A 16647-nucleotide genomic window follows, 5' to 3' on the forward strand; every position below is an offset into this window, starting at 1 on the left:
GCGCGAGGTTCCAGCGCCGTCACATCGCGTTTCCGCTGTCCGGGCGCGTACCGCGTAGAGTGAGGGTGCCGCCCAACCTTGGTGGTCGACAGTCCGTCGTCGACGGATGCGATCCCACCGATCGAGGCCCCGCCCAGACCGTGCGCCGGGACCGCCATCGCGACGCGCACGACGGCACGCACTTCCCGTCGACGGCGGATCAGCAGCCGAACGGTCCCCGCGCGGAACCAGCGACCGCCGCCGCCGGCGGCGCGCCCGGCCGCGGCATCGGAAGGCTCGGCAGATGGCCATCAGCTACGGATTCCTCAGCGCGCACCCGCCCACCCGCAGCGGTTCGGCGGCGCTCAACGCGGCCCTCGCCGCCGCGCTCAGCGAGAGCGGGCGCCCCGGCGGCATCGTGCGGGTGACCACCGCCGGCGACGACCAGCGCGCGGTGCCGGGCGTCGTGCACACCTGGCCGGCGGGGCCGGGCGCCGGGTGGCGGGGCGCCGCCGAGGCGCTCAACGCGTTCGACGTGGCCGTCGTCCAGCACGAGCCCGGCCTGTACCCGGGCACCGACGGCGGCGACGTCCTGCCGTTGCTGCGCCGCCTGACCGTCCCCTCGATCGTGGTCCTGCACGCGGTCCCGACCCGGCCGACCCCGGGGCAGCGGTCGCTGCTGGAGGCGGTCGTGGCCGCCGCCGGCGCGGTCGTCACGATGGGCGCCGCCGCCGAGGACCGGCTCCTGCAGGGGTACACGGTCGACCCGGCGAAGGTCGTGGTGATCCCGCACGGCACCACCGACCACGTCACCGGGCAACCGCCCGCGCCGCGGCGCGACCGGCCGCACCTGCTGACCTGGGGGCTGCTCGACCCGGGCAAGGGTGTCGAGTGGACGCTGCGGGCGCTGGCCCAGCTCCAGGACCTCGACCCGGCGCCGACGCTCACCGTTGCCGGGCAGACCCATCCGAGGGTCGTGGAGCGGCACGGCGAGGCGTACCGGGCGGGCCTGCACCGTCTCGGCGCGCAGCTCGGCGTCGCGCACGCCGTGGACTACCAGGCGTTCCACCACGACGAGGCGGCGCTCGGCCGGCTCATCCGGTCCGCGGACGTCGTGGTGCTGCCCTACGACGATGCGGACCAGGTCACGTCCGGGGTGCTCGCCGAGGCGGTGGCGGCCGGTGTACCGGTCGTCGCCACCACGTTCCCGCACGCCATCGAGCTGCTCGGCGGCGGCCGCGGCCTGCTCGTGGCGCACCGGAACCCGGTGGCCCTCGCCAAGGCCCTCCGGCGGGTCCTCACCGACCCCTCGGTCGCCGCCCGGATGGCCCGCTCCGCCCGGCCGCCGGTGCACTGGCCCGCGGTCGCCGAGCGGTACGAGGCGCTCGCCGGCCGTCTCATCGACGCGGCGCGCACCGCCCGCCGCGTCCCGGCGCCCGCGAACGCCGGCTGACCCGCGCACCCCCGACCCCGCCCGCCCGTGCGCCTCGACCCTTGCCCGCCCGCGCACCTCAAGCCCGGCACGCCCGCGCACCTCGAGCCTTGCACGCCCGCGACACCTGAGCCCCCGAAGGGGGCGGTGAACCTCATGACCCTGCTCACGACACCCACCATCCGTTCCACCGCCACGCCACTGGCCGTGGAGGACCTGCTGCGCGCCCGCGACCGGCTGCCTGCCGGGCACCCCGACCGGGCGGAGCTGCGCGACCGCGCCGTCGAGGCGATGCTGCCCCTGGCCCACCGGCTGGCCAGGCGGTACGCGGGCCGCGGCGAGCAGCTCGACGACCTCACCCAGGTCGCCGCCCTGGCCCTGGTGCGGGCGGTCGACGGCTTCGACACGGCCCGGCTCGTGCCGTTCGTGGGCTACGCGGTGCCCTCGATCGTCGGCGCGCTCAAGCGGCACTTCCGCGACAGCGTCTGGGACCTGCGGGTGCCGCGCGGCGCGCAGCAGCTCGGCGCCGACCTGCGGGTGGCGACCTGCCACCTGGAGCAGCTGCGCGGCCGGACCCCGACCCGGGTCGAGCTCGCCACCCACCTCCGGGTGGACGCCGGCACGCTCGCGGACGCGGTCAACGCCTCGCGGGTCTTCCGGCTCGGTTCGCTCAACGCGCCCCGCTCCGCCGCCGAGGACACCGAGCTGCTGGACCGGGTCGGCTTCCTCGACGCCCGCCTCGACCGGGTCGACGACCGGCTGTCCAACGGCGTCCTCGGGCGGCTCGTGGCCGCGCTGCCACCGAAATCGCGGCAGATCCTGGTACGGCGGTTCGCGGACGAGATGACCCAGGAGCGCATCGCGGCCGAGCTCGGCATGTCGCAGATGCACGTCTCGCGGCTGCTGCGGCGGGCGATCGAGCAGCTCCGCGCCGGGATGGCCGCCGAGCCCGCGCGGGTCTGACAACCGGCACCCGCGTGCGCGACGATGGGGTCATGGAGTCGCGGCATGTCAGTACCCACATCGACCGCTTGGCCGAGGACGTCTACGCCTACGCGTCGAACCCGGTGAACCTGCCCACGTGGGCGCCCGGCCTGCTCAAGTCCGTCGAGCTGGTCGACGGGCAGTGGGTCGCCGACTCGGACATGGGACGGATCCTGCTCGACTGGGCGCCCGACAACCCGTTCGGCGTCCTGGACCACCACGTGACGGTGCCGTCGGGGCAGACGTTCTACAACCCGATGCGGGTGACGGTCGACGGCGACGGCAGCGAGGTCGTCTTCAGCGTGCGCCGCCGGCCGGAGATGACCGACGAGGAGTTCGACCGGGACTGCGCCGCCGTCCAGGCCGACCTCGTCGCGCTGAAGCGGATCCTGGAGAGCTAAGCGGACTCACGCACGACGAGCTCGGTGGGGACGATCACGGCGGCGGGGCTCTCGCCGTCGATGAGGCTCAGCAGGAGCCGGACCATCTCGGCGCTGATGCGGGGGTAGGACTGGCGCACCGTGGTCAGCGGCGGCTGGGTCGTCAGGGCGACCTGGCTGTCGTCGAAGCCGCCCACGGCGACGTCGTCGGGGATCCGCTTGCCCGCCAGTTGCAGCGACGTGATCGCGCCGGCGGCCATGAGGTCGGAGGCGACGAAGACCGCGTCGAGGTCGGGGGCCTGCTCCAGGAGGCGGCGCATCGCCGCCTCACCGCCGGCGCGGGTGTAGTCGCCGTGCGCGATCAGGGCCGGGTCGGACTCGCCGAGCGCCTCGCGGTAGCCGGCGAGCCGTTCGATGCCGCCGGGGGTGTCGAGGGGCCCGGTGATCGTGGCGATCCGGCGGCGGCCGACGGAGCGCAGGTAGGTGACCATCTGGTTCGCGCCGTCGCGGTCGTCGGCGGCCACGTAGGCCGCCTGCCGCTCGTAACCGAGGGGCTTGCCGCAGGCGACGACGGGCAGGCCGCGGCTGAGCAGCTCGGGGATGAGCGGGTTGCCGCTGTGCGTGGAGACGAGCAGGGCGCCGTCGACGTGCCCGCCGGTCAGGTACCGCCCGAGGCGCTTGCGGTCCTCGAGGCTGCTGGCGAGGGTCAGCAGCAGCGTGATGTCGTGCTTGGCGAGCGCCTGGGTGCAGCCGTGCAGCAGGACGTTGAAGTTCGGGTCCTCGAAGAGCCGGTCCTGCGGCTCGGACAGGATGAACGCGACGGACTGCGAGCGCTGCGTGACGAGGCTGCGGGCATGCTGGTTGACCACGTAGCCGGTCTTGCGCATCGCCTTCTCGACCGCCTCCTGGGCGGCGTCGCTGACGTCGTGGCCGCCGTTGAGGACCCGGGACACGGTGCCCCGGGACACCCCGGCCGCCGCCGCCACATCGTTGATGGTGGGACGGCGGGCGGGGCGGCGACGTGGTTCGGGCACGTCGACATTCTGCACCAGCGTCAGCCTTTTACTGCTCCGGACAGCAGGTCCACCCGCCAGTACCGCTGCAGGGTCAGGAAGAGCACGACCAGCGGCAGGATCGACAGCAGCGCCCCGGTGACGACCAGGGTGTAGAGCGCGGGCGTGGTGTTGCCCTGGTTGAGCATCGTGTAGAGCCCGACGGTGACGGGGAACCGATCGTCGGACGTGAGCATGATGAACGGCAGCAGGAAGTTGTTCCAGATCGCCACGAACTGGAACAGGAACACCGTGACCAGGCCGGGGACCATCGACGGCACCGCGATGCTGGCGAAGATCCGCAGGTCGCCGGCGCCGTCGGTGCGGGCCGCCTGGATGAGCGAGTCGGGCACCGCCGCGGCGGCGTAGATCCGGGCGAGGTAGATGCCGTAGGGGCTCAGCACGCTGGGCAGCAGCACCGACAGGTAGCTGTCGGTGAGCTGGAACTTCGCCAGCAGCAGGTACTGCGGGATGGCGAGGACCACGGCCGGCACCAGCACCCCGGCGAGCAGGACGTTGAAGACCGTCGAGCGGCCCGGGAACCGGTACTTCGCCAGGGTATACCCGGTGAGCCCGGACACCGCGGTCGACAGCAGCGCGCCCACGCCGGCGTACAACGCCGTGTTCAGCATCCACCGCCAGTACATGCCGGACTGGTAGTTCGACAGCTCGCCGATGTTGTCCAGCAGCGCGGTGCCGGGGGCGAGGGTGAAGCTGTGGAACAGTTCCGCGTTGGTCTTCGACGCGGCGGTGATCACCCACACGATCGGCAGCAGGCAGTAGAGCGCCCCGATCAGCAGCACGGCCGTGGACAGCCACGCAGGACGGCGGGGGTTCATTGCTCGGCCCCGAACGCGCGGCGCTGGACCAGTTGCAGGAAGCCGAACGAGAACAGCAGCGTGACCAGGGCGAGTACGACCGAGGCGGCGGCCGCCGAGTGGATGTCGTCGCGGGCGAACGCGTCCTGGTAGATCTTCATCAGCGGGGTCCAGTTCGACGGGAGGGCGTTCGTCAGCGGGCGCAGGGTCGTCGGCTCGCTGAACACCTGGAGGGTGGCGATGAGGGAGAAGACGAAGGTCATGATGAGCGCCGGGGTGAGCATCGGGATCTTGATCCGCCAGGCGATCTGCGCCTCGGTCGCGCCGTCGATGCGGGCCGCCTCGTACATCTCGGTGGGGACCGCCCGCAGCGCGGTGTAGAGCACGATCATGTTGAACCCGGTGCCGCCCCACACGGCGATGTTCGCGACCGAGAAGTAGATCGTGGTGGGGCCGAGCAGGTTCACCGGGTTGCCGCCGGCCTGGACCAGCAGCCACTGGCCGGGGCCGACGGACGGCAGGTAGATGAACCCCCACATGAGGCTGGCGATCACGGCCGGCACCGCGTAGGGCAGGAAGATCGCGATCCGGGAGAAGCGCCGCGCCCGGGCCCTGGGCAGGTCCAGCAGCAGCGCGAAGAGCAGCGCGAGGCCGAGCATCGTCGGCACCAGCAGCCCGCCGTAGATCAGCACCCGCAGCGCGCTGCGCCAGAACTCGTCGTCGTCCAGCACGGCCCGGTAGTTGGCCAGGCCGGCGAAGGACTCCTTGCGGGCCGCCGCGCCGAGCCCCAGCCCGGACACCTTCACCCGGCGCAGCGACAGGTAGACGGTGTACCCGATGGGCACGACCATGAAGACGGCGAAGAGCACGATGGCCGGGCTGAGGAAGGCGTACGGCACCCGGGCGGGCGCCGTACGCACCGAGCGTCGTGTCATCCCGAGACCTTGAAGCCGTTCTTCTTCAGGTCGTCGACGGTGGCCTTCTGCATCTGGTCCACGGCCGGACCGAAGGCGGTCTTGCCCGTGATGGCCTTGGCGAAGGCGTCCTTGTACGTGGCGTAGGTGACATTGACGTTCGGGCCCCACGTCACGCCGGCGGCGGTGCCCGCGAACTGCTGGGCGAGGGTGTAGAACTCGGGCTGGTTGCTGAAGAACGCCGGCGGCTTGGCCAGGGCGCCGCCGGACTGCGCGGCGGTCGCGGCCGGGTAGATGCCGCCCTCGGTGATCAGGCCGGTGACGGCGGCGGGGTCGGTGTTGAGCCACACGGCGAACTGGGTGGCCTGCGCGATGTGCTTGCTCTTGGCCGCGACGGCCGTGGACGAGCCGCCCCAGCTGCCGGTCTTGTGCTCGCCGGCGGCCCACTGCGGCAGTTCGGCGATGGCCCACTTGCCCGCCGTGTCGGGTGCGTTGCCGGACAGGACGCCGGGTCCCCAGACCGCGCTCGGCCAGGCGATCAGGGTGCCGTCGTTGAGGGCCTTGTTCCATTCGGGGGTGTACATCGGCTGGCTGTCCACGTCACCGGAGGCGACCAGGCCGCTCCAGTAGTCGGCGAGCTTCTTCGTCGCCGGGTCGTCGACGTGCACCGACCAGGTGTCGCCGCTGACGCCGAACCACTGGGCGCCGGCCTGCTGGGCGAGGCCCGCGAACCAGCCGGGGTCGCCCGCGGAGAACGTGGTGAGACGGCGCTTCGGGTCCTTCTGCCTCACCTGCTTGGCGACCTGCCCGAACTCCTCCCAGGTCTTGGGCACCTGCAGGCCCAGGTCCTTGAACAGGTCGGCGCGGTAGTACAGCATCATCGGCCCGGAGTCCTGCGGGATGGCGTAGACCGCGTCGGTGCCGAGCGTGATCGTGCTCCACACGCCGGGCGCGAACTTCGACTTGGCGTCGCCGGCGTACTTGGTGAGGTCGGCCGCGGCGCCGTTGCTGACCAGGGTCGGCAGCGCCTGGTACTCGGCCTGGAAGAGGTCCGGCGGGTTGCCGGCCTTGTTGGCGGTGAGGACCTTCGTGACCTCCTCGTCGCCCTGGGCCTGCTTGCTGACCGTGACGTGGATGTCGGGGTGGGCGGTGTTCCACTGCGCCACGACCTTGTCGATGCCGGGCACCCAGGACCAGAAGGTCAGCTCGACCTTGCCGCCGGCCTCGGTGGCGTCGTCGCCACCGGAGCCGCAGGCGGAGGAGAGCAGGAGCGTGCCGGCCGTGGCCGCGAGCAGGAATGCGCGGATCTTCGGCTTCATGAGGGTCTCCAACTGCGATCGTCGTCGAAATGACGGGGGTGAACGACCGTGAGCGCTCACAGTTTTGGCCGTGCTATGCACGGTGTCAAGACATTGCGCCTACCTGAATTCGACCGGTAGAACATGCGATACTTGACCACAACGGGGCCTGGGAACGTTCACGGTAGGGAGCAGCAGATGGCGCAAGCGGAGCAGCCGCGGCCATTAGGGTGGCCGTATCCACGCGGGCTGGACGCGATCGCCTACGGCGGTGACTACGCCCCGGAGCAGTGGCCCGAGGAGATCTGGGCGCAGGACGTCGAGCTCATGCGGGTCGCCGGGGTCAACCTCGTCAGCATCGGGATCTTCAGCTGGGCGCTGATCGAGCCGGACGAGGGCCGTTACACGTTCGAGTGGCTCGACCGCGCCCTCGACCTGCTGCACGGCGCCGGGATCCGGGTCGACCTGGCCACCCCGACCGCGGCGCCGCCGCCCTGGTTCGCGCACCTGCACCCCGGCGCCCGGCTCGTCGACCGCGCCGGGCACGTCCTCGGCCAGGGCGGCCGGCAGAGCTTCTGCCCCAGCTCACCCGACTACGCCCGGGCATCCACCGCGGTCGCCGAGCAGCTCGGCCGGCGCTACGGCGCACACCCGGCCGTCGCGCTGTGGCACGTGCACAACGAGTTCGCCGGGGTCAACGCGCACTGCTACTGCGACACGTGCGCGGCCGCCTTCCGCGACTGGCTGCGCGACCGGCACGGCGACCTGGCGACGCTCAACACCGCCTGGGGCACCACGTTCTGGGGCCAGCGCTACGGCGACTGGGCGCAGATCGAGCCGCCGCGGGTCGCGCCGACCGCGGTCAACCCCGCCCAGCAGCTGGATTACCTGCGCTTCTGCTCCGACACGCACCTGGCCAACTACCGGCGCGAGCGCGACGTGCTGCGGGCGCACTCGCCCGGCGTGCCGATCACCACCAACTTCCAGATCGCCAACTGCAAATGGCTGGACTACTGGAAGTGGGCGGGCGAGGTCGACATCGTCGCCAACGACCACTACCTGTCCTCGGAGCGCGACGACCGGCACGTGGAGCTGGCGATGTGCGCGGACCTCACCCGCAGCCTCGCCGGCGGCGCGCCGTGGCTGCTGATGGAGCACTCGACCAGCGCGGTCAACTGGCAGCCCCGCAACATCGCCAAGCGCCCCGGCGAACTGGCCCGCAATAGCCTGTCGCACGTGGCCCGCGGCGCCGACGGGGTGCTGTTCTTCCAGTGGCGGGCCTCGCGCTTCGGCGCCGAGAAGTTCCACTCCGCGATGCTGCCGCAGGGCGGCACCGGCACCCGGATCTGGCGCGAGGTCACCGAGCTCGGCGGGCGCCTGGCCGGCCTCGGCGCGCTGCGCGGCACCAGGGTCGCGGCCGACGTCGCCGTCGTCTGGGACTGGGAGTCGTGGTGGGCTCTCGAGCTGGAGTGGCGCCCGTCGGTCGACCTGCGGTTCCGGGAGCGGGTCGAGGCCTACTACGGGCAGTTGTGGCGCGACCACCTGACCGTCGACTTCGTGCACCCCGAGGCCGATCTCAACCGCTACCGCCTCGTCGTGGTGCCGACGCTGTACCTGACGACCGAGGCCGCGGCGAAGAACCTCGACGCCTACGTGTCCGACGGCGGGACGCTGCTCGTGTCGTACTTCTCCGGCGTCGTCGACGCCAACGACACCGTGCCCGACGGGCCCTATCCGGGTGCGCTGCGGGACCTGCTCGGCCTCACCGTCGAGGAGTTCCTGCCGCTGCGCGCGGGCGAGCGGGTCGCGCTCAGCGACGGCTCGACCTGCGACGTCTGGGCGGAGGACGTGGTCCTCACCGGCGCGACGCCGGTGCTGTCCTATGTGGATGGTCCGGCACCCGGCCGCCCCGCCGTCACGCGACACGCCCACGGGCGCGGCACCGCCTGGTATGTCTCCACCCGCCTCGCCGGAAGCGATCTCGGGCGTCTGCTGCGGCAGGTGTACGACGGAGCCGGGCTGGACGCCCGTCCCGACCTTCCGGACACCGTCGAGGTGGTGCGCCGGCCGCCGTTCCTCTTCGCGATAAACCACGGCGATGCCCCGGTCGAGGTGCACGGCGTCACCGTCGAGGCCGGTGCCGTCGCCGTGATCGAGGAGGGGTGACGTGCTCAGCGACCTGCGCCGTGCCCAGATCCTCGCCGATGCCCGCGAGCAGGGCGGCGTCAGCCTCCGCGAGCTGAGCCACCGCTTCGAGGTGTCCATCCCCACCATCCGCCGCGACCTGTCGGCCCTCGCCGACCAGGGCCTGGTGCGCCGGGTGCACGGAGGTGCGGTCGCCGTCCGGGCGGACGTCCGCACGGCGGTGCGCACCGAGGTGCGCACGGCGCTGCGGGCGGTGGCGCCGCACCAGGTGCGTGGAAGCTCCCGTACCGCGATCCTCGTGGCCGAGCCGGTGATCACGCCGCCGACGGACGGGGACGTCTACGTGGCGCGGCGGGTGGCCGGGCTGAGCGAGGCGGCAGCGCTGGTCACGCCCGGCATGGCGATCGGCGTCTCGGGCGGTGCGGCGGCGATCGGCCTGGCCGGCCTGCTCGACGACGTGCGCGGGCTGACCGTGGTCACGCCTGTGCCCGCCGTCGCGGCTGCGGTCGTCAACCGGGCGACGGTGGTCGTGCTCGTCGGCGGGGTCCGCACGCCCAGCGGCAGCCACGCCGGCCCGCTGACCCAGGCGACCCTGGCGCAGCTCAACCTCGACCTGGCGTTCGTGGAGCTGCGGGACCCGGCGACAACCGGTGACGCGCTGGCCGCCCAGACCGACCTGGCCCTGATCCAGCGCGCCACCGCCGCCGTGTTCCTGCAGCCCGCTACGGGGTCCAGACCACGTTCGGGTTGACCTGCCCGGTCCAGTTGAAGACCGCCATGTTGTCCCACTGGTTGCCGGTGCCGTTGATGTTCGCCGGGTCCCAGCCGTTGCCGGGGATGGCGTACCAGGTGGGCTCCCAGTAGAAGACCCCGACCGCGCCGGCGCTGCGGGCGGTGTTCTGCACGGCGGTGAAGTTGGCCGCCTGCCCGCTCCAGGTCGCCGGGTAGCCGGAGCACGTGCTGTTCACCGAGTTGGCCTGGCTGTCGGCGTTGGCGGTGGTGAACGGGTACGCCGTCTCCGCCAGGACCACCGGCTTGCCGTAGCGGGTCCGCACGTCGGTGATGACCGTGCCCAGGTTCGACAGCGTGCCGTGCCACATGCAGTAGTACGACAGCCCGGTGATGTCCCAGACGACGCCCTTGGCGGTGATGCCGTCGTAGAACCAGCGGGCGTTGGCCTGGCTGTCGGCGTCGGCCGTGTGGATGATGACCTTCGTGCCGCTGTTGCACGCCTTGGTCGCGTTGTAGCCGGCCTTGAGCAGCAGGCTGAGGTTGGTGAAGTTGTTGCTCACCACCTTGCCGTCGTTCCACAGCATGCCGACGTTGATCTCGTTGCCGATCTGCACGCTGTCCGGCGTGGTGCCCTGGTTCTTGAGGGCGGTGCAGACCTGGTACGTGTAGTTGTAGACGTCGGTCTGCAGCGCGGCGATGCCGTGGCTCGCCCACGCCGCCGGCTTGTACTGCTTGCCCGGGTCGGCCCACGTGTCGGAGTAGTGGAAGTCGACCATCAGCGCGAGACCCTTGGCCTTGACCCGCTTGGCGTCGATCAGCACCTTCGCGAGGTTGTTGTAGCCGCTGGCGGGGTTGTTCCAGATGCGGAGCCGGGCGTAGTTGACGCCCGCGCCCTTGAGCACGTCGAGCGGGTCGGCGGCGGTGCCGGCCGCGTTGTAGTACTTGGCGCCCAGGTCGAGGCTGCGCTGCAGGGACGAGACGTCCGCGCCGCGCATGGTGAGGGTGGTGGCCGCGACGGCGGGCGCGGCCGGGATCAGCGCTGGGGCGGCGGTGCCCAGCAGGAGCGTGCCCAACAGGGCGGCAAGGCGGGGACTTCGGCGCACAGGAACTCCTTTGGGGTGTTGTTCCGTGAACGCTCCCAGTCTCAGATCGTCCATAGACCCATGTCAAGGATCCAGATGCGCCGCTAGCTCCGTAGCATTTCCGGGAGCGTTCACGGAAGAAACACCCACGGCACCGCCCCGGAGGGCGGTGCCGTGGGTGCGGGCCGTCAGGCCTTGGAGGTGGCGTCCTGCAGGGCCGCCGCCAGGGCAAGGTAGCGCGTGGCGATGGTGTCCCAGTCGGCGCCGGCGGTGCGCCGCAGCGCCTCGGCGCGCATGCCCGCCACCAGGTCCGGGTCGGTGAGCAGCCGCTTGAGCGCGGCGCCGATCGCGGCGCCGTCGCGGTGCGGCACGAGCAGGCCCGCGCCGGTGCCGAGCAGCTCCACCGCGTGCGGGAACGGGGTCGCGATGACGGGCTTGCCCGCCGCGACCGCCTCGTGCAGCACGCCGGAGGACACCTGCTCGGTCGTGTCATACGGCAGGAGCACCACGTCGGCGCGGTCGACCAGGCGGGCCAGCGCCGACGGGTCCGCGTAGGAGCGCTCGAACCTGACGAGGTCCGCCACGCCGAACGCCCGGACCTTCTTGTACAGGCCCAGCCGGTAGGACTCGCCCTCCTCGGCGAGCACCTTCGGGTGCGTCTGGCCGGAGATCACATACCGCGGGCGCGGTGCCAGGTGCCTGACCTCGCGCATCCCGACGATCGCCCACTCGACGCCCTTGCCGGGGCCGAGCAGGCCCCAGGTGAGGACCATGGGCTCACCGGAGGAGCTGACCGTGCGGATCGCCGGCTGCACCAGGGCGCCGTGCGGGATGACGTGCACCTTGGCCGGGTCGACCGTGTACGTCTCGTGCAGGCGCGTCCTGGCCGACTCGGTCGTGATGACCACGGCACCGGCGAGCGACGCCACGGTCTCCAAGATCCACTGCTGGTGCGGGGTCGGCCGGCGCTTCACGGTGTGCAGCACGATGATGCTGGGCGAACGCAGGCGGTGCAGCAGCTCGAGCACGCCGTCGCCGTCGTTGCCGTCGTAGATGCCGTACTCATGATTGACGATCACGACGTCGTGCCGGTCCAGCGCGGCGGCCGCGACCTCGGCCGAACCGGCCGCGTTGGCCTGGAGGTGTGCGATCACCTCGGGCCGGTCCGTGAACGTCGGCGAGTCGACGACCCGCACGACACCGACCCGGTCGACGCCGGACGCGGCGGACAGCGCAGTGCCGAGCGCCCCCGCGAACGCGGCAACGCCACACTGGGTCGGCGGGTATGTGCTCAACAGGCCAAAGGACGTGTTCACCGCGCCCACCTTTCGTCGGCGGGCTCGGCGCCAGGGATGGAAAACGGCCGGACCTTCCTGGGCCACGGTACACCCGCCGGGCGGATGAGTCCTCGTCCGGTTCCCTCGTTCTGGCCGGTAGGCGGCTTTTGCCGTGGTAGAGTCAAAGCGTTGCAGTTTTGGTTTCCGCATACTTTGCCAGCGCCTGGGTGGGTATCAGATACCCTGGGCGCTTTTTTGCGTTCCAGCCCTGTCTTGGGATGAGGGTAATCAGCCGCAGCGACACGGGGCCCACACGGTGTGGGCGCCATCAACCTGCGAGGAGCAGCACATGACTGTCGGTACCGTGAAGTGGTTCAACGCTGAAAAGGGCTTCGGATTCATCACCCCGGACGGCGGCGGCGCGGACCTGTTCGCGCACTACTCCGCCATCGCCACGGGCGGCTTCCGCAGCCTCGAGGAGAACCAGCGGGTCGAGTTCGAGGTGACCCAGGGCGCCAAGGGCCCCCAGGCCGCCAACATCCGGCCCGTCTGATCCACCGGCTGAACCACGGCTGAAAGCTCACGCATCCGCACCGCGGGTGACGTGAGCTTTTTCGCGCCCAGGCCCGGGCAGTCCTTCGAGAACCCGGCCGGAAACTGAAAACGCGGCCCCTCGTGATCGAGGGGCCGCGCGCCGTGCTGTCGTAGCGGGGACAGGATTTGAACCTGCGACCTCTGGGTTATGAGCCCAGCGAGCTACCGAGCTGCTCCACCCCGCGTCGGTAACTCAACCCTACCTGACGGGCGCTAGGGGTTTCTCGGCGGGGCACTCAACCTTCCTGGCGCGGGCGTCGTCTTGACCGCGACGAAAGGAGAGCCCGTGTTCTGGAAACGCAGCTTCGATGGGCTGGACGCCCTCGTCGCCGAGCGTGGCAGTGCGCTGCTCGCCACGGCGGTGCTGCTCACCGGCAGCCGAGCGGCGGGTGAGGACCTGTTGCAGGGCGCCCTCGAACGGCTGATGCGCTCGTGGGGCCGAGTCCGCGAGGACCGCGAACGGTACCTGCGGCGGACCATGTATCACCTCGCCGTCGACCAGTGGCGGCTGCGCCGGCGGCGGCCCGAGGTGTTCACGCACGCGGAGCCGCAGGGCCAGCCCGACGCCGCCGACACCGTCGCGCTGCGGCAGGCACTGATGCAGGCCCTCGCGCAGTTGCCGCCGCGGCAGCGTGCCGTGCTGGTGCTGCGGTACTGGGAGCAGCTCAGCGAGGCCGAGGCCGCCGACGTGCTCGGCTGCTCCGTCGGCACCGTCAAGTCCACCGCCTCGCGGGGCCTGTCCCGCCTCCGCGAGCTCACGGCCACCTGGGACCTCCAGCCTTTTCCCCTCTCCAGTGGAGCGCAGCGATGAGCATCGACCTTGAACAGCAGCTCGCCGCCGGCATGCGCGAGCACGTCGCGGACCTCGCCGTCGACAGCGCCGCCGTGGTCGGTCGGGCGACCCGCCGGCACCGCCGCCGCACCGCGGTGATCCGCACCGGGTACGCCCTGGGCGTCGCCGGCCTCGCCGGGGTCCTCGCCGTGGGCCTCACCGCCGGCGGCGGTCGCGCCACCCGGGACCAGCCCGCCGTGCAGGCCGAGGCGCCGGCCTCGCTGCGGCTGTCGAAGGCCGCCGCGGCCAGCGACAACATCAGCTACCGGATGAAGCTGGTCACGGGCACCGCGACGGGGGCGGCGGCCCGCACGTGCGAAGGTGCCTTCGACCCGCTGGCCGCGACCGGCTACGTCCGCTGCCCGCAGGACGACTCGGTCATGGTCGAACTGCTGATCGACGGCGTCCGGTACATGGGCGGCGAACCACCGCTCACGCCCCTGCCCCCGGACAAAGGACCCGGCGAGACCTACGGCCGCTACGGCCAGTACCCGGGCACGCACGAGCACCTGTCCCTCTACGGCGAGGCCGACACCGTGCTCGGCGCGGCGGCCCCGGACCCGGCGGCGCTGTTCAAGGCCCTTCAGCAGGCGAACGCGACCGTCACGCAGAATCCCGACGGCACCCTGCACTTCGAGTACGCGACCCAGGCGAACCTGGGCTCGTCGACCACCGCCGGCGACGTCGTCGTCAACGGTGACGGCCGGATCGCGAAGGTGACCCTCGCCGGCACCTGGCAGTCGACGGCGAAGGGCCGCCTCGACACCGGCACCTTCCGCGCCACCCTCGAGCTGTCCGACTACGGCGTCCCGGTCCACGTCGACCGCCCGACGGACGTCGTCCCGGCGAACTGACCTGCCCGCCCACGATGCTCTGGACGGTCCCGGCGCACGCTCTACCGCGAGAGTCCTTCGCCATGGGGCAGCGCCGGGCCGTCCAAGAGCGGTCGCGCGGTCAGGGCTGAACTGACCGCCGGGCCGCGGCGATCTGCGGCTGGTGCACCACGGCCCAGTCGGCGAGGGCCGACAGCGGGCGGAGCAGGCTCTCGCCCAGCGGCGTCAGCCGGTACTCCACGCTCGGCGGCACCGTCGGATGCACCGTGCGCAGGACCAGCCCGTCGGTCTCCAGACCGCGCAACGTCCTGGTCAGCATGCGCTGGCTGATCCCCTCGATGCCGCGGTGCAGCTCGTTGAACCGGAACGGCCGCTGCCCGAGCAGGACCACCACGAGCACTGTCCACTTGTCGCCGACCCGGCGCAGGACGTCGGTGACCGGGCACTGCTCGTATTCGGCCGCCGGGACCGGGTCGGGCAGGCGGTGGCTGAGCATGGAGGGCACACCGGTGTTCGCTGCCGACATGCAACTGCCTTCTTCCGCGTTTCGCGACGGTTACCGACGATGGGGGTACGCACCGATCGTAACCAGGAGGACAGCGTGGGCGTGACGGTTGTCAGTGGTGGTACCAACGGCATGGGCCGGGCCCTCGTGCTCGCCCGCCTCGCCCGCGGTGACCAGGTCGTCGCGATCGGCAGCGACCCGGCGAAGGGGCGGGCGCTGGGCGACGCGGTCACGTTCCTGCGGGCCGACCTCACCTCGATCGCCGAGACCAGGCGCGTGATCGCGGAGATCCTCGACCGCTGGCCGGTCGTCGACGCCCTGGCCCTGTTCGCCAACCGGCAGGCCCCGCACCGGGTGTCCACGGTGGACGACCTGGAGGCGACGTTCGCGCTGTACTACCTCAGCCGCCACCTGCTCAGCCACGGCCTGCGACCCGCGCTGGACCGGTCACCCAACCCGGTCATCGTCAACGTGGCCGGCGTCGGCACCACCAAGGGTTCGATCCACTGGGACGATCTGCAGCTGCGCCACCGGTACCGGATGATCACCGCCCAACTGCAGGCCGGCCGGGCCAACGACCTGCTGGGTGTGGACTTCGCCGCGACCTCGGGCTCCCGGGCGCGCTACGTGCTCTACCACCCGGGCTTCACCCGCAGCGGCGACCTGGGCCCGCTGCCCGCCCCGCTGCGCCTGACGATCCGCGCGCTGGCGGCGGTCGCGGCCCGCCCTGTCAGCGAGTCCGTGCGGCCGGTCGTCGACTGGATCGACACGCCACCGGCGGCCCCGCTCACCGCGATCGACCGCGGCCGGCCGGTACCTCTCGACCTGCCGACCCTGGACCCGGCCGCCGCCACCCGCCTCGCCGCCGCCACCGCCGACCTGCTCAGGGGCGCCGCGCCGATCGACGTACCTTGATCCGAGGGCCGGCCCGCAGGCGGCGGTGGTCCATCATGGTGCGATGACGCACACCGCGCCGCTGACGGTCGACGTCGCCGACGGGCTCGGCGTGGTCGAGGTGCTCGGCAACGCGATGGCCAGCGTGCTGTACCTGTCCGGGGCGCCGGTCTGGGTGCACGCCTACGACTGCCACGGCAGCGTGGGTGAGCTGGCGGCGCGGGCCGGGAACGCCGGATGGGACGCGCCGCGACCGGCGGAGCTGAGCGCCCTGCGCGACTGGCTTTCGGAGCCCGGGCTACGGGTGGAGCGGGCCCGGCGCGGCCCGGCGCCGGCGGACAGGGTGCACGGGCTGCGGGCCGAGCCGCTGCTGCCGTTGCTGCGGTTGTTCTGCAACGGGCGGTACCTGGTGTCGGCCCGGACGATGTCGCCGAAGGTCACGGTGTTCGACCGGGTCGAAGCGGACTGGTTCGGCTGGTACCCCGGCTACCGCGACGAGGACGACTCCATCCTCGCCACCGACCGCTGGCCGCCCCCGGGCATGGGCACCATCGAGGAGCACTGGGCCAGGATCGCCAAGGGGATCCGGCCGGCACTGGTCGCGGTCGGCCCACCCGGCGGCGCCGGCCGTTACCTGCTCGACGGGCATCACAAGCTCGCCGCGTACCGCAAGGCCCGGGTCCGGCCGCTCGTCATCGACATCGTCCCGGCCGAGCCGCGCCCGCTGCCCAAGGCCCTCTTCGCCGACCTGCTGCCCGAGCGCGCCCGCGGCGAGTTCAGCCAGGCGCTGGACGGATGGCACTGGGACGGCCCGCCACCCGACGGCCCCGCCACCTGACCGCGGTGCGCCGGCTCTGCCCCGGTCGCACCCGATGCGACAGCAGCGGCCGGCCCGG

At 72.1% G+C, this 16647-nt stretch carries 17 protein-coding genes and 1 tRNA gene; 10 read left to right on the forward strand and 8 right to left on the reverse strand.

Translation table 11 applies throughout. From position 1 onward, the window contains the following. Positions 1–283 precede the first annotated feature (283 nt). The 3 genes from AB0K00_RS10790 (at position 284) to AB0K00_RS10800 (ending at position 2796) form a co-directional block, all read left to right on the forward strand. Positions 284–1432, forward strand: coding sequence for a glycosyltransferase (locus tag AB0K00_RS10790; protein WP_363518492.1), 1149 nt, complete (start codon positions 284–286; stop codon positions 1430–1432). A 135-nt stretch (positions 1433–1567) separates the two neighbouring features. After that, complete coding sequence (locus tag AB0K00_RS10795) at positions 1568–2374, forward strand: sigma-70 family RNA polymerase sigma factor (RefSeq protein ID WP_363518493.1); 807 nt, start codon at positions 1568–1570, stop codon at positions 2372–2374. Between the two features lie 32 nt (positions 2375–2406). Then, positions 2407–2796: an SRPBCC family protein gene (locus AB0K00_RS10800; protein ID WP_363518495.1), complete on the forward strand. Its 390-nt coding sequence runs from the start codon at positions 2407–2409 to the stop codon at positions 2794–2796. Here the strand turns inward: AB0K00_RS10800 and AB0K00_RS10805 are convergent. From AB0K00_RS10805 to AB0K00_RS10820, 4 genes are read right to left on the reverse strand one after another with little or no spacing between them, the layout of a single operon-like run. Continuing rightward, on the reverse strand, positions 2793–3809 hold the full coding sequence (locus tag AB0K00_RS10805; protein ID WP_363518497.1) for a LacI family DNA-binding transcriptional regulator: 1017 nt from the start codon (positions 3807–3809) through the stop codon (positions 2793–2795). The two genes, AB0K00_RS10800 and AB0K00_RS10805, sit on opposite strands and share 4 nt — an antisense overlap. A 20-nt stretch (positions 3810–3829) precedes the next feature. Next, complete coding sequence (locus AB0K00_RS10810; RefSeq protein WP_363518499.1) at positions 3830–4666, reverse strand: carbohydrate ABC transporter permease; 837 nt, start codon at positions 4664–4666, stop codon at positions 3830–3832. Then, complete coding sequence (locus AB0K00_RS10815; RefSeq protein ID WP_363518501.1) at positions 4663–5580, reverse strand: sugar ABC transporter permease; 918 nt, start codon at positions 5578–5580, stop codon at positions 4663–4665. Before AB0K00_RS10815 ends, AB0K00_RS10810 begins: the two co-directional genes overlap by 4 nt. Beyond that, the gene (locus AB0K00_RS10820; RefSeq protein ID WP_363518503.1) at positions 5577–6878 is read right to left on the reverse strand and encodes an extracellular solute-binding protein; all 1302 of its coding nucleotides are present in this window, start codon (positions 6876–6878) and stop codon (positions 5577–5579) included. Before AB0K00_RS10820 ends, AB0K00_RS10815 begins: the two co-directional genes overlap by 4 nt. A gap of 177 nt (positions 6879–7055) precedes the next feature. Here AB0K00_RS10820 and AB0K00_RS10825 point away from each other — a divergent pair, with 177 nt between their 5' ends. Together AB0K00_RS10825 and AB0K00_RS10830 are read left to right on the forward strand one after the other, a co-directional pair. Then, positions 7056–9023, forward strand: coding sequence for a beta-galactosidase (locus AB0K00_RS10825; protein ID WP_363518505.1), 1968 nt, complete (start codon positions 7056–7058; stop codon positions 9021–9023). 1 nt (position 9024) lies between these two features. Then, positions 9025–9753, forward strand: coding sequence for a DeoR family transcriptional regulator (locus AB0K00_RS10830; RefSeq protein ID WP_363518506.1), 729 nt, complete (start codon positions 9025–9027; stop codon positions 9751–9753). On the opposite strand, the gene AB0K00_RS10835 is transcribed toward AB0K00_RS10830, so the two are convergent. Further along, complete coding sequence (locus tag AB0K00_RS10835; protein ID WP_363518977.1) at positions 9725–10810, reverse strand: glycosyl hydrolase 53 family protein; 1086 nt, start codon at positions 10808–10810, stop codon at positions 9725–9727. The genes AB0K00_RS10830 and AB0K00_RS10835 overlap by 29 nt on opposite strands. 194 nt (positions 10811–11004) lie before the next feature. Next, entirely contained in the window at positions 11005–12132 is a 1128-nt protein-coding gene (locus tag AB0K00_RS10840) for a glycosyltransferase (protein WP_363518508.1), read from the reverse strand. Positions 12133–12442: 310 nt separating this feature from the next. Between AB0K00_RS10840 and AB0K00_RS10845 the strand changes: the two genes are divergently transcribed. Beyond that, positions 12443–12646 carry a cold-shock protein gene (locus AB0K00_RS10845; RefSeq protein ID WP_327008300.1) on the forward strand — a complete coding sequence of 68 codons (204 nt, stop codon included), beginning with the start codon at positions 12443–12445 and terminating at the stop codon, positions 12644–12646. A gap of 152 nt (positions 12647–12798) precedes the next feature. Here the strand turns inward: AB0K00_RS10845 and AB0K00_RS10850 are convergent. Beyond that, a tRNA-Met gene (locus AB0K00_RS10850) sits at positions 12799–12872 on the reverse strand. Between the two features lie 101 nt (positions 12873–12973). Here AB0K00_RS10850 and AB0K00_RS10855 point away from each other — a divergent pair. Both AB0K00_RS10855 and AB0K00_RS10860 read left to right on the forward strand, forming a co-directional pair. Continuing rightward, complete coding sequence (locus AB0K00_RS10855) at positions 12974–13498, forward strand: SigE family RNA polymerase sigma factor (RefSeq protein WP_363518510.1); 525 nt, start codon at positions 12974–12976, stop codon at positions 13496–13498. Further along, positions 13495–14373: a hypothetical protein gene (locus tag AB0K00_RS10860; RefSeq protein WP_363518512.1), complete on the forward strand. Its 879-nt coding sequence runs from the start codon at positions 13495–13497 to the stop codon at positions 14371–14373. The genes AB0K00_RS10855 and AB0K00_RS10860 overlap by 4 nt, the downstream gene beginning before the upstream one ends. 100 nt (positions 14374–14473) lie before the next feature. Here the strand turns inward: AB0K00_RS10860 and AB0K00_RS10865 are convergent, their stop codons facing one another. Beyond that, positions 14474–14848: a helix-turn-helix domain-containing protein gene (locus tag AB0K00_RS10865; RefSeq protein ID WP_363518980.1), complete on the reverse strand. Its 375-nt coding sequence runs from the start codon at positions 14846–14848 to the stop codon at positions 14474–14476. Between the two features lie 105 nt (positions 14849–14953). Between AB0K00_RS10865 and AB0K00_RS10870 the strand changes: the two genes are divergently transcribed. Together AB0K00_RS10870 and AB0K00_RS10875 are read left to right on the forward strand one after the other, a co-directional pair. Then, a complete protein-coding gene (locus tag AB0K00_RS10870; RefSeq protein WP_363518514.1) occupies positions 14954–15772 on the forward strand; it encodes an SDR family NAD(P)-dependent oxidoreductase in 819 nt (272 codons plus the stop codon). Between the two features lie 43 nt (positions 15773–15815). After that, complete coding sequence (locus AB0K00_RS10875) at positions 15816–16589, forward strand: hypothetical protein (RefSeq protein WP_363518516.1); 774 nt, start codon at positions 15816–15818, stop codon at positions 16587–16589. The last annotated feature ends 58 nt before the right edge of the window (positions 16590–16647 follow it).

Origin of the sequence: Dactylosporangium sp. NPDC049525 (assembly GCF_040676755.1) — a bacterium.
GTDB lineage: Bacteria > Actinomycetota > Actinomycetes > Mycobacteriales > Micromonosporaceae > Dactylosporangium.

What these genes read in the sequence shown, in the direction of transcription:
- AB0K00_RS10790 (WP_363518492.1), top strand. Translation starts at nt 284, where the DNA reads ATGGCCATCAGCTACGGATTCCTCAGCGCGCACCCGCCCACCCGCAGC.
- AB0K00_RS10795 (WP_363518493.1), top strand. Translation starts at nt 1,568, where the DNA reads ATGACCCTGCTCACGACACCCACCATCCGTTCCACCGCCACGCCACTG.
- AB0K00_RS10800 (WP_363518495.1), top strand. Translation starts at nt 2,407, where the DNA reads ATGGAGTCGCGGCATGTCAGTACCCACATCGACCGCTTGGCCGAGGAC.
- AB0K00_RS10810 (WP_363518499.1), bottom strand. Translation starts at nt 4,666, where the DNA reads ATGAACCCCCGCCGTCCTGCGTGGCTGTCCACGGCCGTGCTGCTGATC.
- AB0K00_RS10815 (WP_363518501.1), bottom strand. Translation starts at nt 5,580, where the DNA reads ATGACACGACGCTCGGTGCGTACGGCGCCCGCCCGGGTGCCGTACGCC.
- AB0K00_RS10820 (WP_363518503.1), bottom strand. Translation starts at nt 6,878, where the DNA reads ATGAAGCCGAAGATCCGCGCATTCCTGCTCGCGGCCACGGCCGGCACG.
- AB0K00_RS10825 (WP_363518505.1), top strand. Translation starts at nt 7,056, where the DNA reads ATGGCGCAAGCGGAGCAGCCGCGGCCATTAGGGTGGCCGTATCCACGC.
- AB0K00_RS10845 (WP_327008300.1), top strand. Translation starts at nt 12,443, where the DNA reads ATGACTGTCGGTACCGTGAAGTGGTTCAACGCTGAAAAGGGCTTCGGA.
- AB0K00_RS10860 (WP_363518512.1), top strand. Translation starts at nt 13,495, where the DNA reads ATGAGCATCGACCTTGAACAGCAGCTCGCCGCCGGCATGCGCGAGCAC.
- AB0K00_RS10865 (WP_363518980.1), bottom strand. Translation starts at nt 14,848, where the DNA reads ATGCTCAGCCACCGCCTGCCCGACCCGGTCCCGGCGGCCGAATACGAG.
- AB0K00_RS10875 (WP_363518516.1), top strand. Translation starts at nt 15,816, where the DNA reads ATGACGCACACCGCGCCGCTGACGGTCGACGTCGCCGACGGGCTCGGC.